This window comes from Colwellia sp. Bg11-28, assembly GCF_002836245.1.
Taxonomy (GTDB): Bacteria; Pseudomonadota; Gammaproteobacteria; order Enterobacterales; family Alteromonadaceae; genus Colwellia; species Colwellia psychrerythraea_A.
Genome location: NZ_PJBA01000018.1, coordinates 1,288,354 through 1,304,833 on the forward strand (window position 1 = coordinate 1,288,354; position 16,480 = coordinate 1,304,833).

8 protein-coding genes are annotated in these 16,480 nt (G+C 38.7%); 6 read left to right on the plus strand and 2 right to left on the minus strand.

Features of this window, described 5'->3' with window-relative positions; all coding sequences use genetic code 11:
* The first annotated feature begins 365 nt into the window (after positions 1–365).
* From CXF79_RS22750 to CXF79_RS22760, 3 genes are all read left to right on the plus strand, one after another.
* On the plus strand, positions 366–1,727 hold the full coding sequence (locus tag CXF79_RS22750) for a leucyl aminopeptidase family protein (RefSeq protein ID WP_101158067.1): 1,362 nt from the start codon (positions 366–368) through the stop codon (positions 1,725–1,727).
* Between the two features lie 225 nt (positions 1,728–1,952).
* The gene (locus CXF79_RS22755) at positions 1,953–4,034 is read left to right on the plus strand and encodes a S9 family peptidase (protein ID WP_101158069.1); all 2,082 of its coding nucleotides are present in this window, start codon (positions 1,953–1,955) and stop codon (positions 4,032–4,034) included.
* Between the two features lie 512 nt (positions 4,035–4,546).
* Entirely contained in the window at positions 4,547–6,685 is a 2,139-nt protein-coding gene (locus CXF79_RS22760) for a TonB-dependent receptor (protein ID WP_101158071.1), read from the plus strand.
* A 107-nt stretch (positions 6,686–6,792) separates the two neighbouring features.
* On the opposite strand, the gene CXF79_RS22765 is transcribed toward CXF79_RS22760, so the two are convergent.
* Complete coding sequence (locus CXF79_RS22765; RefSeq protein ID WP_101158073.1) at positions 6,793–8,055, minus strand: alpha/beta hydrolase; 1,263 nt, start codon at positions 8,053–8,055, stop codon at positions 6,793–6,795.
* Between the two features lie 358 nt (positions 8,056–8,413).
* Between CXF79_RS22765 and CXF79_RS22770 the strand changes: the two genes are divergently transcribed.
* The 3 genes from CXF79_RS22770 to CXF79_RS22780 all read left to right on the plus strand — a co-directional run bounded on the left by CXF79_RS22770 (position 8,414) and on the right by CXF79_RS22780 (position 13,395).
* On the plus strand, positions 8,414–9,997 hold the full coding sequence (locus CXF79_RS22770) for a methyl-accepting chemotaxis protein (protein WP_101158075.1): 1,584 nt from the start codon (positions 8,414–8,416) through the stop codon (positions 9,995–9,997).
* Positions 9,998–10,221: 224 nt separating this feature from the next.
* Positions 10,222–11,280 carry a DcaP family trimeric outer membrane transporter gene (locus CXF79_RS22775; protein ID WP_011045681.1) on the plus strand — a complete coding sequence of 353 codons (1,059 nt, stop codon included), beginning with the start codon at positions 10,222–10,224 and terminating at the stop codon, positions 11,278–11,280.
* Between the two features lie 477 nt (positions 11,281–11,757).
* Positions 11,758–13,395 carry a methyl-accepting chemotaxis protein gene (locus CXF79_RS22780; protein ID WP_101158077.1) on the plus strand — a complete coding sequence of 546 codons (1,638 nt, stop codon included), beginning with the start codon at positions 11,758–11,760 and terminating at the stop codon, positions 13,393–13,395.
* A 575-nt stretch (positions 13,396–13,970) separates the two neighbouring features.
* Here CXF79_RS22780 and CXF79_RS22785 read toward each other — a convergent pair.
* Complete coding sequence (locus CXF79_RS22785) at positions 13,971–16,361, minus strand: Tex family protein (RefSeq protein ID WP_101158079.1); 2,391 nt, start codon at positions 16,359–16,361, stop codon at positions 13,971–13,973.
* Positions 16,362–16,480: the final 119 nt, after the last annotated feature.

Consider the following 16,480-nt stretch of genomic DNA (forward strand, 5'->3'; position numbering starts at 1 on the left):
TGTTAAATGATATGTCCTTTTGAGCTGTACCTCTTCCGCTTTACCGTGCTTAGGTTACAATCATGAAATGTTATACCAATTCCAATAAGTTTCTTCCCACTCAGCGAGAGTTAACAGCCTTAGAGGCAAGGCATTGATTGAAGAGAATGGTAATTCCCTTGTCAAAATCAATAACGCCGCATATAAGTCTTTTAAACTCGCCCTTTGGGAACTTTCCAGCGATTCGATAACCGCACAGAATTTCTTTCATATAGAGTGACTATATACAAAAAAATTCTATTTGTTCTCAAACCGCTGGCAAGCTCTGAGTGGGAACTAACTAAATGGATTTGGTATTAGTAGAATCTCTACAAAAAAGGATGCTCATGAATAACTTATTAAACGCACAAAACAACGGCACACCGTTAATCATCATTGAAAATTCAGCCTACCAAGCTTGGCTTGAAAACCAGACCGAACAAAGTCAAACGTGGTTATCAAATACACAATTTAGCGGTAAAGGCTTAGCCCTTATCCCTAATAACCAAGGCGAACTCAGTCAGGTGTTATTTGTGGTTACTGATGCCAGCGACTTTTTTGCTTGTGGCGACTTAATTAAGCAGTTACCACAAGGGCAATATTTATTACAAGCTGAGCCAGAACATATTGAACCTATTAGCTTCGGTTGGTTAGTGGGTGCTTACCAATTTGATAGATACATCAGTAATAAATCAACTAAGCAGTTAGCAAGTTTAGCGATTAACAATGTTGATATTGTAGAGAACGCAATAAAGTTTGCTCAAGCGACTGCATTAACTCGTGACTTAGTGAATACACCCGCTGCCGATATGATGCCGGTAGACATTGCTCAAGCTGCGTTGGAACTCGCAGAAAAATTTAACGGTAACGTTAAACAAATTATTGGTGATGAACTGTTAGTACAGAATTATCCGACCATTCATGCTGTCGGCCGTGCCAGCATTCATACACCCCGCTTAGTCGATTTAACATGGGGTGATAGTAAAAACCCACAAGTCACTTTAGTTGGTAAAGGTGTTTGTTTTGATAGCGGTGGTTTAGATATGAAGCCTGCTGCGGGCATGCGAAACATGAAAAAGGACATGGGCGGTGCTGCCCATGTGTTAGGTCTAGCACAATTAATTATGGCGCATAACTTACCGATTAATTTACGTGTATTAATTCCAGCAGTAGAAAATGCAGTATCAAGCAACGCACTTCGTCCCGGCGATGTAGTTACTACTCGTAAAGGTCTTACGGTAGAGATTCATAATACCGATGCTGAAGGCCGTTTAGTGTTATGTGATGCACTAGCTGAGGCTGAAAATGATGAACCTGAATTAATTATAGATTTCGCTACCCTTACAGGTGCGATGCGCGTGGCTTTAGGTACTGAATTACCTGGTTTTTTCTCTACCAATGATGAAGTTGCCGCAGGCATTACCTTAGCGGGTAGCAAAATTAGTGATCCCGTATGGCGTATGCCACTTTATAGCCCATATGATAATATGTTCGACAGCACCATTGCTGATATGACTAACTGCCCAACACAGCCTTTTGGTGGTGCTATTACTGCAGCATTATATTTACAACGTTTTGTCGAAAAGACAGATTGGGTACATTTTGATGTCATGGCCTTTAATGTTCGCCATTTGTCAGGGCGTCCGTTAGGTGGTGAAGCATTCGGTATTCGCGCCGTGTTCGATTACTTAGCAGCTAGATTTAACTAATACGATTTTAGTCATTAACATTCTTAAGCTAACAATAAAAAGCCTGCACTTTATATCCCCAAGATAATAATGCAGGCTTTTTCTATTGAGTGTTTTAGTCGCTAAATTATTTAATCTCAATTTTCACGCTTCTCATCGAATTTAAGTCACTTTTCATTGGTTTACCCTGCAAAAAAACATAAACTCGTCAGTGAAATTTTTTCGAATAGACCTTTAGGACTAGAAATGAAACTAAAAATAAACTCATTAAAGCGAGCCTTAGCAATCAGCTTAGGTTTGCTTACTTGTTCCGTCGCAATGGCTGAGCATGTAAGTAAAGTCATTACCGCTGAAAACCTTGCGACTCTACAATCAGTCAGCCAAGCACAAGTAAGCCCAAGTGGTGAATACGTTGCTTATACTCGCTCCGTTCCGCGTGAAATCTATGTTGAAAAAGATGGTAAAAACTGGGGTGAACTTTACCTAGTAGATGATAAAGGCGTAGAGCGTCCTTATATTACTGGTGAAGTAAATGTTAAAAACATTCAGTGGTCTGCTGACGGCTCATTAATATATTTCTTAGCAAAAATGAACCATGATGAATTCACCACGCTTTATCAAATACCAGCAAACGGTGGTCAAGCGCAAAAAACGGTGGCGTTAAAAGAAACTAACATTAGTAGCTACGCACTGAGCAGTGATAACAAAAAAATCGCCATTTTAGCTAAAAAAGCGAAAGATGAATCAGTTACAAAGCTGACAGATTTAGGCTTTAAAGCCGAAGTTTTCGAAGAAGAGCTAACTAATCAATTTTTATACGTAACAGATCTTACTCAGTCTGATCAAGCAATTGCGCCTGAAGCATGGGACATCAAAGGTTATGTTTCTGATGTACATTTTTCACCAACCGGTAAAGATTTATTAATTAAAACTCAACCGACTGCGTTAATTGATGACAAATACATGAAGTCACAATGGCACATTGTTGATATCGCTAAAAAAGCCGTTAAAACGTCTTTTGCTACTGAAGGAAAATTAGGCGCGGCTGAATTTTCCTACGATGGTAAATATGTTGCGCTGCACGGCGCACAAGACAAACATGATCCAGCAAATGGTCGTTTATTTATTGCCAATGTTGCTTCTGGAAAAATAAGTAACTGGCTCCCAAACTTTAAAGGTCACGTCAGTGATTTTGAATGGTCTAATAAGCGTAATGAATTATTCTTTATCGCTAATGTTGGTACGCAATCAGTGGTTGCCAAAATTAAACCTGGTTCTAACAAATACAAAACAGTTGTCGATGCGGGTAAATTTATTGCCGGTAATTTAAGTATTTCCAACTCAGACAAAACTGTTGTGGTAAAAGGCCATACATCCCAACATCCTAACGAAGTGTTTATATTACGCGGTAAAAAACAAACACGTTTAACGGACTCAAATGTTTGGTTAAATGATATTGCTTTAGCTAAACAAGAAAGCCTTACCATTAAAGCCCGTGATGGTGTTGAGATTGGTGGCGTTTTAGTTTACCCACTTGATTACAAAAAAGGTCAACGTTACCCATTAATCATGTCAGTACATGGTGGCCCTGAAAGCCATGATAAAGATGGTTGGATGACAGCATATTCTCGTCCTGGCCAATTGGCGGCTGCACAAGGTTACGCCGTGTTTTATCCAAACTACCGCGGTAGCACAGGTAAAGGCGTAGACTACTCTAAGCTAGGTCAAAATGATTACGCTGGTAAAGAGTTCGATGACTTGGTCGACCTTAAAAATCATTTAGTTAACATTGGCTTAGTCAACGAGAAAAAAGTCGGTATTACCGGTGGTTCCTACGGTGGTTATGCTTCAGCTTGGGGCGCAACTAAATTAACTAAACATTTTGCCGCCAGTGTTATGTTTGTTGGTATTTCTAATCAGTTATCAAAATTTGGTACTACCGATATTTCTAACGAAATGCATTTAGTTCATGCACGTTCTTACCCGTGGGACAAATGGCAATGGTACTTAGAACGCAGTCCAATTTATTGGGTAGAACAATCAGAAACGCCATTACTCATTATGCACGGTAAAGCTGACCCTCGTGTTCATCCAGCACAATCTATGGAAATGTACCGTTATATGAAAGTCCATGGTAAAACAGTGCGTTTAGTTTATTACCCAGGTGAAGGGCACGGCAATAAACGTGCTGCAGCCAAGTACGATTACAGCTTGCGTTTAATGCGTTGGATGGATAACTATTTAAAACATGATAACAAACCGATGCCAGCTCATGACTTACCTCATGCTGCTAACTTAACAGCGCAAAAAGAAGCTGATAAGAAATAATCTACAGTCGCTTTAGTTACAAACCATTATATAAAAGGTCAGCTTAGCTGGCCTTTTATATAATGCTCGATTAATGATAAATAGTGTTATACCAATCGGACTAATTTATTGATCACTTAGCGAGAATTAAAAGGCTTAGAGGCAAGGCATTGATTGAAGAGAATAGTTATTCTATTGTCAAAATCAATAACGCCGCATGTAAACCTTTTAAACTCGTCCTTCGGAAGCTCATTAGCAAACTGATAACATCACAAAATGAATGAAATATAGAATAACTATGGTTAACTCGTTTTGCTTGTTTTAAGCTCGCTAATGTAACTCTAAGCTAGCCAATAAATTAATCCGTTTGGTATTATGCCTTGGTAAAAAATATGCGCTAAATCAAGCCTAGAATAAATACTCCAAATAAAAGCAAAACAACCATTGCAAATAGCAATCGTTATCATTAGACTTCGCACCATCATTATTACCTAGGTGTTTCATCCTAGTAATCATTAAGGTTTGAGTTATTTATGAAGTTTTCTCCACTCTTTTTAGCCGTCAGTGCGGTTCTCTCTTCAACAGCAGTTTTTGCTGACACAGCTGACACAGCTGACACAGCTGACAGTGCAACTGACAGCTCATCAAATAAACAGGCTATGGAAGTCATTGAAGTAAAAGGTAGTTATTTCCATGGTTATAAAGTTGATGAAGCTAATGGAGCTATGCGCGGTAACTTTTCCTTATTAGAAACAGCACAATCGGTCACCGTTATTCCTGATACCATAATAAACGAGCAATTAGCCACTACGTTAGGCGAAGTACTCGTTAATGACGCTAGTTTAACCGCTGGTTCAAAACAACGTAACCGTGAAGTCTTTAGTCTACGTGGCTTTGAATTAAGCTCATCAAATGGTTATTTACGCGATGGTCATCAGCATTGGTCTCATTATCAACAACCGATTGAAACACTGGAAAGTATTGAAGTAATAAAAGGCCCTTCAAGTATATTATACGGTCAATCGGGTCCTGGTGGCTTAGTTAACATGGTGACAAAAAAGCCTACTGCTAACAGTATTTTTAACCTAGGTGTCGACTTTGATCAAGAAGGTTCATCTCGTATAACGTTAGATGCCGGTGGTGCCATAACAGAAGATGAATCGCTGCGTTATCGCGCTAATTTAGTTAAACAAGATGTGACTTACCAACGTGAATATCAAAACGGCGAACAAAGAGAACGTGAACGTTTCCTTGGCGCACTGGTAGTTGATTATGATGTGAATGAGGATTTACTCGTTAGCTTTCATTACGATAGAACCAATGACAAAGCGGGTTTAGATACTGGTGCTTGGCTTGATGATAACGGCGATGTTATTGGTGATGATAAAACTATTCGTGATATGTCATGGGCTTTTACCGACATCACAGTAGAAAATTACGGTGTTGATGTTAGTTATATTTTAAGTGATGCCTGGCAAGTAAAAGTTGGTTATAACGAACAAACATTCGAGCGTCAGCGTTTTGAATCTGCTCCGAACAAACCGAGTGATTTTGTAGAGGGCGATAGCTATACCTCAAATCCATATGACCGTTATGATGATTGGCAATTTACTACTACGTTTATAGATTTTACTGGTGAATTTGAACTGGCAGGTGTAGAACATAATTTACTTATTGGTGCTAACTATCTTGACTATTATTATGGCCAACTAAGAACAAAAAACAAATCAGATTCGTTTGAATATTCTGCAGGGCAAGTTGAACCATCGCGCCCTGATATCAGCTATGCAACTGACGATAGCCTATATACCAGCGAATATGATTATTATGGTATTTACATCCAAGATTTGATCACTATTAACCAAGAATGGCAGGTGATGATTGGTGGCCGTTACGATAAACAAAGCAAAACAGGTGCTGATAATGAGTCGGTATTACCTAAAGCGGGTCTACTATATCACCCGAATGATAGTGCTACCTTCTATGGCAGTTATAGTGAAGGTTTTGAGCCGCAAAGTAGTGAGACCATTAATGATAAAGATGATTTTAACCACGGTATGGAGATCGATGCCGAGACTTCGAAGCAATACGAAGTTGGTGTAAAATGGCAATTATTCGATGACCGCTTACTGTTAACGTCTGCACTATTCGACATCACTAAATCGGGTGTACTAGTAACCGAAGACTATGAAAGCGTGGATGAAAATATCACTAAAATTACTACGCAAGCAGGTGAACAACGCCACAAAGGTTTTGAAGTAGCGGCACAAGGCGCGGTAACCGATAAATTATTTATCATGGCATCTATGATGAACTTGGATGCCGCCTATGGTGCAGATAGTCAGTTTAATGGCTCAACGCCTGTAGATGCGCCAGAGTGGTCAGCCTCCGTTTGGTCACGTTATGAATTGACTGAAAACTTTTCTATTAATGCCGGTGCTTTTTATGAAGGCGAACGTTTTGCTAATACCGATAACACCATAGTAAAAGATGCTTATACCCGTGTTGATGTGGGTGCTACTTATAAAATAGTCTTACAAAATACCGATATTAACTTACGTTTTAACGTGCAAAACTTATTTGATACTGATTACCTCGCTGGTGGCGGAGTTTCTAACGTGACAGTGGGAGATGGCAGAAACTTCCGTCTTGCCATGCAGATTGCTTTTTAATATGATAAAAGTAGTACAAAAGAAATAAAAAGAAGCCTAGAGTATATCTCTAGGCTTTTTTGTTTACTCTTTTCATTAGCTAAGTAGGCTTTCATCACTATTTATGTCTACTTGGTTGCCACTAATTTAGCGTTAATAATATTAAACTGCCACTGATTAGCCTTTTGTTTTTCCGCTAGCACAAGCGCCTTTTGATAGTATTCATGCGCCATCCCATTATCTTCTAATTTCTCATAAGTGCTCGCTATCGCTTTTAAGTGGTCAATAGATTGTGAGAACTCTTTTTCTACCGCTATTAATAGAGGCAATGAGGCCTTAGGTGAATCAAAATGCGCAACATACTTGGCTTGCATAGTAATCAACGCTTGTTTAGATGCTGGTAATTTCTTGATTGTCTCTTCAATAAAAGTAGGTAATGAGGCTGCATTTTTATTACGATAATGGCGTCTAAATATCTCTTGAACGCTCGTTGATGGCATCGGTTGGCTAAAACCGAATTCTGTCATTATTGTTTGATAATGCTGTACTATCGACTCTGGCGTTTTAAATGTAGCCAACTTATTCTCAACAATATACCAAGGTTTATAAATAGCTTTTAAGCTATCTCGTAATGCAATAATACCTACAGAGTTATGATTTTCATCTGGATAGTGTTTAAATTGCCAATTAATATTATTGGGTTGCGTTAGATCTAAGGCATTAATAAAATCATATTGCCCCATCCGAGTTTCATCCGCGAGTGACAAAAATAATGACACGGGTTTGTGTTGCGCTTTGCTCAGTTTTTCTTTCGCTTTAGCAACAATGCCTTGATCAGCAACCCATACTGACGGGCTAATTGCCACGTAGTTATTAAAAGCAGACGGCTTTTCAAGCAACATATTTAACACAAATAACCCCCCCATTGAATGTCCAACCAAGGTAGAGCTCTCTGCACTACGGTAATTATTATCAATATATGGTTTTACTTCTTCAGTAATAAAACGAATGAACTTGGCAGCTTTTCCCTTACTTGGTTTTGCTTTTGAATCAAACACACTGGGTGTCATGTATTCATGGTATTGACTTGTGCCTTTATCAGCAATGCCCACTAAAATCACATCAGGAATTAATTGTCCTTTATTCGCCAATAAATCCAGCATGCCCGACACGCCGTGGAAGTTATAATCTCCGTCAATCAAATAGATAACGGGGTAAGTGGCTTGTGTATTTGCAAAATAATTTTCAGGCAGTAGAACTTGCAGCTCACGATCGGTAGATAGTACTTTCGAGTCAATAGAAACCCGATCACCCAAACCTAATGATGCCGCTTTCCCTACCGCGGAATAAGCTAACAAACACAACATAAATACTATAATGTATTTTTTCATAACACGTCCTTTGTATATCTTAATATTTAGCGTAATAAATACTTAAATGAATTTGACTTTTCAGCTAGGTTAACACGCATATTACTAATAAAAATACTTTGCTGATTCCTTTATTGCTCAGTCGCTTAAAACTGTAAACGACTACTTACAGTTACGGGAAAACCATCATAAAGTTGAGGGCTTGCAACACTAAAGTCTAATAGCTGAACCCTTGTTTTTAGTGCTGTAATGCTAAACTAGTCGGCGAGTTGCTACCAAAATTACAAGGGATTATTATTAGATATAGATAAACCGCCTCTGGAAATTATTTAACCCTACTTTACAGTGCCTTATGCACTAAACTGTTAATGAGAATTCCATGAATAAGAAGTTACTCTCTACTGTCCTTTTACTATCAACGCTACTCACTTTACTGGCTTACTTGAGCCAAACCTATTTAGTTTCAGCGCAACTTTATAGTCTTTTTTTGTTCACTCTTAGCGCTTTTACTCTCTTGTTTCTATCCAACATAATACACAAACAAACCCTGAAAACTGCGGCTCTAATAGCTGAGCAAGAACAAACTCACAGCAATGCTGAACTTGGCGTCATTGGAGGCGAAATTAGTAGTAAAGCAAGCGAACTTGCGATTAACTCAGCAGAAATAAGCTATTTCTTAGCACAACTTAGTGGCGCAATTGAACAATCGAGTGAAGATGTTGACCGATTAGCGACTGCAGCCGAAGAAATGTCTGCCAACTCCAAACAAATTAACGACAATGCCGTACTTGCTTCTCAGCAAGCGAGTCATGCTATGTCATCTAGTAATGCCAGTTCAGCTCAGTTAAGTAACAATATTAATATCGTTAATCAGCTCAATGTGTCGGTAAATAGCGCGGCAGAAAAGATACGTTCTCTTGAAAAGAAAGCCCTGGCCATTCAAAGTATTACTGATGTTATCGATGGGATTTCTGCACAAACTAATCTATTAGCATTAAATGCCGCCATAGAAGCGGCACGTGCTGGAGAGCAAGGTCGTGGTTTTGCCGTCGTGGCTGATGAAGTTAGGGCTTTAGCTGGTAAAACAGCTGATGCAACGGCGCAAATTGGTGAGATGCTCAAGCAAACAAGTGATGAAACCAGTGCAACAACTCTGGCTATGTCACAGATTGTTGAACAAACCAACAGTGTAGTTTCTACCATGACGGAATTGTCACACGGCTTTGCTGAAATAGATCAATTAATGACTGACTCTTCTGCGGCAAGCGATCAAATAAGTCATGCGTTAACAGAGCAAGACTTCGCAGCAGAAGAAATCTCATCTTCTGTGGTACGTTTGCATGATTTTTTATTAAATAAGAGTAGCGAAACTCAGGAAGCATCAATTCAAGCGCAAACTCTATCCAATAGTTCGGAATCAATTTTCGTCCACATTTCCTCTTTTGAAAGTGACTCTCTCATTGCAAAAATGTGTCAACAAGCACAGCTATCCGCTAGCCAGGTAGGGCAATTATTTGAACAAAGTATCGAAAAAAACCTTATTACTCAACAACAGTTATTTAACTTTAGCTATCAACAACTAGGTAGCTGTGAGCCGAAGAAATACAGTACTTCTTTTGATAAATTTACCGACCAGCATTTACCTAAAATTCAAGAGCCTTTGCTAGTTCAGTTTCCTGAGATGATTTACGCTGGCGCTGTAGACATTAACAGTTACTTCCCTACCCATAATAAATGCTTCTCTAAGCCGCTAACTGGCAATGCAGCAACAGATATTATCAATAACCGCACTAAACGACTATTTGATGACCCCACGGGCATTCGTTGTGGCAAACACATCAATAAGTTTTTACTGCAAACATACAAGCGTGATACCGGTGAAATTATGCATGATGTTTCAGCGCCAATATTTGTTCAGGGTAAGCATTGGGGTGGTTTTAGAATTGGTTTTAAAGCCAAGTAAGTCTCTAAATACCTAAAAATCTACTTGAAATCGACTAAAGTCTACCCCCTTTTTTTAGCAATGTAGACTTAGGTCTAATTCCTTTTGTTCACTTTACACACTAACTTATTATTCGATAACAAAAAATAACAACCAAGCAAACTAAAAAGAAAATAATAAGAGGCACTTAAGACCTCATAATAATAAGTCACATTAAAATAAATAAAACAAAAATGGGAAATACAATGTTTAATAATTCATTATTTAAATTAAAAAAAGTAGTACTCGCAACCAGTTTATTAGCGGTTACTGGTGCTGCTAATGCCGGCTACACTGTTAAATTAGATGACGGTGACACGATAACTTTTGGTGGTTACATCAAAGCAGACGTTCGTTCAATCAGTGGTGATGTTAGTTCACCAGTAACCAATGATGATTACTGGATTGGTAACGCCGCAGTAGTTGATGATATATCCACAACCAAATTCTCAGCCAATGAAACTCGCTTCAATACTAAGTATGTTCATGGCGACGTGACCGGCTTTATTGAATTAGATTTTTACGGCGGTGGCGGCAACCAAATCGTATCTAATTCATCACATCCAAGACTACGTCACGCTTTTATCAAATATAAAAATATTTTAGTTGGGCAAACTTGGACAACCTTTATGAATACTAGCGCGCTTGCAGAAGCGGCTAACTTTGGTGGTGCTTTAAATGCCTCTGCGTTTATTAGACAAGGACAAGTTCGTTACACCATGGGTGGTTTACAACTTTCTTTAGAAAATCCACATTCAGATAAAGGTGACAGCAGTCAAGATTCCATTCCTGATTTTATTGCCAAATATACCTTCAAAGGCGACTGGGGTAATGTTTCAGTATCCGGTTTAGCCCGTCAGTTAAATACTGTTGGTGGAAATTCGGAAACAGCGGTTGGTGGTGGTATTGCTGGTCGTATTAAAACTTTCGGTAAAGATGATTTCCGCTTTCAAGTGCACGGTGGCGAAACTGGTCGCTACGTGGGTGTAGTTGCAGCGAGAGATTTAGTGGGTGAAGAAGTTGAAGAAACTACCTCCTACATGGTGGCTTACCGTCACTTTTGGACCGAAGAAATGCGCTCAACCGTATTTTACGGCAGCACAGATGCTGACGTAGCCAATACAAAGCGTAATCATGTCGCTGTTAACTTATTTAAAAACTTTACCAAGCAACTTTCTTTTGGTGTTGAAGTAGGTAATTTTGAAATGAATGAAGTAAGTAAAGATTCGAACTACTTACAATTCTCAGCTAAATACGTTTTATAGTTTTACACGCGACTAAAGCGTAAATTTAGTCTCACAACTTGCGTTAGTTAACCTCTGTTGGGGTTATTTTATAGGGAAGCATATGCTTCCCTTTTTTTATGCTTTTATTAACAATCTAAATGCATACTTCAGGCGCTTAATGTGCCTTATAAAAAAGTTAAATTCGGTTTTCTCACCATACTGATTTTACTGCTGCTAACCTGCCAGAGAATAAAGTAAAACAATCTATCTTCTTTTTTTAAATGAAAAAGAGCACTTGATGTCATTTAGTACATTATTTACTCTTTCTATCCTATTAAAACCTGGCTCAAGGCAAGGGCAGCATTGTATGAAATATTTCATCAACAGTGATTAATTTATTTTTAACTTTCAACTACGTACTTTTATTTAGCTTATTCGTAATTATCGTAAAAATTGAGCTACACTAAAATTGAACTATATTAATTAGCATAGTTTACTAATTTAAAAGGGAATTTTATGAATTTTTTACGGAGATTCACCATACAGAAAAGGTTATTTATTCTGGTGGTATTAATTATTATTGGTCTTTCAGTACTCGATGTTATGAGTTTGTCAGGAGAATACAAATCGTTAATGGAGCAAAAAAAACATACAACCGAAGAGCTAGTTGATAGTGCTTACAGCATTATTGAACACCACTATGCATTGCAACAAAAAGGTGAGCTCAATGAAAGTAAAGCAAAAGAGCAAGCGTTAAGTATCCTTGCCAGTATGCGCTATGACAAAAATAACTATTTTTGGGTGAATGACTTTACGCCCAACATGATAATGCATCCGGTCAAACCAGCGCTTAACGGTAAAAATGTATCGGGCATTAAAGACGCCGATGGTAAGTCTTTATTTATCGATATGGTTAAGGTTGCCGAGGATAAAGGTCATGGCTTCGTTTATTACAAGTGGGCTAAACCTGGTTTTGATGAACCTGTTGATAAAATTGGCTTTATTAAAGGTTTCACCCCTTGGCAGTGGATTATTGGCACAGGTACTTACCTTGATGATATTGAGGCCACCTTTGCCAAACAACGTAATATGCTCATTATTGATAGCCTCATTATCGCTATTATTATTATTATTTTAAGCTATGTTATCGGAAAAAGTATCCTACTGCCCACTAAGTCAGCTGCAGAGTTAATGAAAGATATCGCCCAAGGTGATGGTGATCTTACTAATTCTTTGGATGACACAGGTCACGATGAGATTTCTCGATTATCTAATTATTTTAATAACTTTACTGGCAAAATGCGCCAATCTTTACAAGATGTATCGAACAATACCGCACAGGTTTTAGACCATGCACAAGCTGTTTCTGGCGCCAGTGATACTGCCCAAGCTCTTATCCACAACCAAAATGACATTACCACTCAAGTAGCAACTGCCATGGAAGAAATGACTTCTCAAATAAAGGAAGTGAGTGACAATGCCAGCTCAGCGGAGCAAGCAGCAAACGATGCGAGAAATAACACCACGGATGGTAAAAAAATTATTTCGAGCACCATTACACAAATGCAGTCGCTGTCGGCTAATATTGATGAAGTAAGCCAAGTGGTCGCCAGTCTTGCATCTGAGAGTAACAATATTGGCTCAGTTCTGGATGTGATTCGAGGCATAGCCGAACAGACCAATTTGCTGGCCCTTAATGCCGCCATAGAAGCTGCACGCGCTGGTGAGCAAGGTCGTGGTTTTGCAGTAGTCGCTGATGAAGTGCGCACCTTAGCTAATCGTACAGAGCAAAGTACTAATGAAATTCAGCAAATGATACAAAGACTACAAACGGGTGCACAAGCAGCTGTCTCTGCGGTCAAAGTCAGTCAAGATATTTCATTACAAACGGTTGCTCAAACAGGTAAGGCTGATGATTCTCTTTCTGAAATCGACCGCTTAATGCAAGTCATTTCCGATATGAATACTCAAATTGCTCGAGCTACCGAGCAACAAAGCCTAGCAGCTGATGAGGTTAATTTACGCATTAATGATTTAGCGAGTATGACTGATGAATCTCTGGCTACAACACAACAACTCAGCGAAACTAGTCAACAATTGAAAGTTAGCAGTAATAATATGTCTGAGGTAGTCGGTCGCTTTAAAATAGCGTAACAAAGAACAATCAATAGGTATATTAGCAGGCATAAAAAAACCAGTACCCCTTGCCTTAAAGAAAGTGTTACTGGTTAAACCATCAAAAATTTTTAAAATCGAATTAAAACTGTAAAACCTCAAAGTGGTACTTAGTGGTACTTAGTGGTTATGCGTCCTGGAACATAACCACTAAGTTCCCTGCTTTGCTATTACCTATTTAGTGAGAGAGCATTCACTGCCTAAGCAACGAAACAAATGATAATCATTCTCATTTGAATAGTCAACACTATTTTTCAGTTTTTATTAATTAATAAAAAGTTTAAATATAACAAGCATAAAAAAGCCAGTGACACTTACCATCAAGAAAGTGTTACTGGCTAAACCATCAAAAATTTTAATGTCGAATAAACTCTGTAGAATCCCAAAGTGGTCACTTAGTGGTTATGTGTCCTGGAGCATAACCACTAAGTTCCCTGCTTTGCTATTACCTATTTAGTGAGAGAGCATTCACTGCCTAAGCAACTAAATAAATGATAATCATTCTCATTAAGATAGTCAACACTATTTTAACAAATAATTTAAAATGACTGTTTTTATTTCTTCAGCTTAGCAAAAGCATCGGCGAAAGCGTTACCCATAGCGGCATTGTCTACTTTCTTACTTTTTGATTTGTTGTGCTTTACGGCTGATTTACCTTGATTATTACTACTGTTTTCGTGATTCTTTGCTTTATTGCTATCGTGTTTCCCGTCACTTTTAGCTGAAGCAGGTTTGCTAGTTTGTGCGCTAACCTGCTCTTCCAAACGCATAGTTAAGCTAATTCGTTTTCGAGCTATATCTACTTCAACCACTTTCACTTTAACAACCTCACCAGCTTTCACAATTTCACGCGGATCACTGATGAACTTATCTGTAATTGATGAAATGTGTACTAATCCATCTTGATGTACCCCAATATCAACAAAGGCGCCAAAATTAGCTACGTTAGAGACCACCCCTTCAAGTATCATACCTGGGGTTAAATCTGCCATGGTATTTACCCCTTCAGCAAAACTAGCGGTTTTAAATGCCGGTCTAGGGTCTCTACTTGGTTTAGCTAACTCTTTAATGATGTCTTTAATGGTTATTTCACCTATATCATTATCGGTAAACTGAGTGATATCGAGAGATTGTAATTGCTCGTTATTATTAAGTACTTTACTCACATCAAGTTGTAATTGACTGAGAATTTTCTCAACCACTGGATAACTTTCAGGATGAAGCGCTGACTGATCTAACGGATTATCACCGTCAGTAATACGTAAGAAACCAGCGGCTTGCTCAAAAGCTTTTGGTCCTAAACGCGCTACCTTTTTCAACTGTTTTCTATTGGTAAAACGACCTTGGCTATCGCGAAAAGCAACAATATTACCAGCCATTGTTTTATTTAATCCCGAAACGCGCGTTAATAACGCCGCTGAAGCACTGTTTAAGTCAACACCAACCGCATTTACACAATCTTCAACGACATCATCAAGGGTTTTACTGAGCTGACTTTGGCTGACATCATGTTGATACTGGCCAACACCTATCGCTTTAGGATCAATTTTTACTAACTCAGCCAATGGGTCTTGTAAACGACGAGCAATAGAGACAGCACCACGTAATGACACATCTAAATCAGGAAACTCGTTCGCTGCAAATTCAGAAGCGGAATAAACAGAAGCACCAGCCTCACTAACGACCATCTTAGTGAGTTGCACTTTGCTTTCATCCGCTTTAAAGAGTTGGATCACCTCAGCAACTAATTTGTCACTTTCTCGCGAGCCGGTACCATTGCCAATGGCCACTAACTCAACTTTATGTTGTCGGCAAATATTCACCAATGTACGAAGTGACTTATCCCAATGATTTTGTGGGACATGTGGGAATATAGTAGCAGTATGTAATAGTTTTCCTGTGCCATCGACAATGGCAATTTTACAACCTGTTCTTAAGCCAGGATCTAAGCCTAATGTTACTTGAGGCCCTGCTGGTGCTGCCATTAATACATCGGATAGGTTATTTGAAAATACGTCTATCGCTTGTGTTTCTGCCTGCTCGCGTAAACTCGTGATCAATTCATTTGTTAAGCTGATGTTTAATTTAGCTTTCCATGTTAATTGCACTACTTTCGTTAAAAATTCCGCAGCGGGTTGTTTATTACCTGATGATAAACATTTAAGTGTTAAGTGCTCAATAATAAGTTGTTCTGCACTATTAAACGTTGTGATAGTTTGTCCTGGATCGACATCAATATTGAGTTGTAAAAAACCTTCATTCCTTCCGCGTAACATCGCTAACATGCGATGAGAAGGAACCGTTCTCAGCTTTTCACTATGCTCAAAGTAATCACGAAATTTAGCGCCTGCTCTTTCTTGGCCTTTAACAAGTTTACTGGCTAAATGCGCCTGTTTTAACAAATGACTACGCAGCTTTGCTAGTAGGTTAGCATCCTCACTAAAACGCTCCGCTAAAATATAGCTCGCACCTTCTAGCACAGCTTTCACATCAGAAAAACCTGCCGTTTCATTAATAAAAGCGACCGCCTCAGTTGTTGGAGATAGTTGCCAGTTATTAAAAAGCTTATTCGCTAAGGGAGTTATGCCTGCTTCGTTGGCTATTTTACCTTTAGTACGACGCTTTGGTTTATAGGGTAAATATAAATCTTCTAGTCGAGTTTTGTTATCTGCTTGTTTAATTAATTTTTCTAATTCAGCACTGAGCTTATCTTGTTGCTTTATGCTAACTAAAATAACTTGTCGACGGTCTTCTAGCTCGCGTAAATAGCTTAAGCGCTGTGCTAAATGACGAAGATGGTTATCGTCTAAGCCTTGAGTGGCTTCTTTACGGTAACGGGCAATAAATGGCACAGTAGCACCATCATCAAGTAAGGTAATAGCGGCATTAATTTGTACCGCGTTAACATTGAGTTCTTGAGCTATTTGCTCGGCAATAGTTAACATTGAAAGGCGATTCCAGCAGGATAATATGTTGGACAGCATAATAACAGAAAACTGTTGCGACGAAAATTTTACTGCAGTCCCCAGCCTTATGACTTAATACAGCACCATGCAAAGGTTAT

Excerpts from the sequence above, each read along its gene's own strand:
- CXF79_RS22785 (WP_101158079.1), bottom strand. The coding sequence starts at position 16,361 with ATGTTAACTATTGCCGAGCAAATAGCTCAAGAACTCAATGTTAACGCG.
- CXF79_RS22755 (WP_101158069.1), top strand. The coding sequence starts at position 1,953 with ATGAAACTAAAAATAAACTCATTAAAGCGAGCCTTAGCAATCAGCTTA.
- CXF79_RS22765 (WP_101158073.1), bottom strand. The coding sequence starts at position 8,055 with ATGAAAAAATACATTATAGTATTTATGTTGTGTTTGTTAGCTTATTCC.
- CXF79_RS22770 (WP_101158075.1), top strand. The coding sequence starts at position 8,414 with ATGAATAAGAAGTTACTCTCTACTGTCCTTTTACTATCAACGCTACTC.
- CXF79_RS22750 (WP_101158067.1), top strand. The coding sequence starts at position 366 with ATGAATAACTTATTAAACGCACAAAACAACGGCACACCGTTAATCATC.
- CXF79_RS22775 (WP_011045681.1), top strand. The coding sequence starts at position 10,222 with ATGTTTAATAATTCATTATTTAAATTAAAAAAAGTAGTACTCGCAACC.
- CXF79_RS22780 (WP_101158077.1), top strand. The coding sequence starts at position 11,758 with ATGAATTTTTTACGGAGATTCACCATACAGAAAAGGTTATTTATTCTG.
- CXF79_RS22760 (WP_101158071.1), top strand. The coding sequence starts at position 4,547 with ATGAAGTTTTCTCCACTCTTTTTAGCCGTCAGTGCGGTTCTCTCTTCA.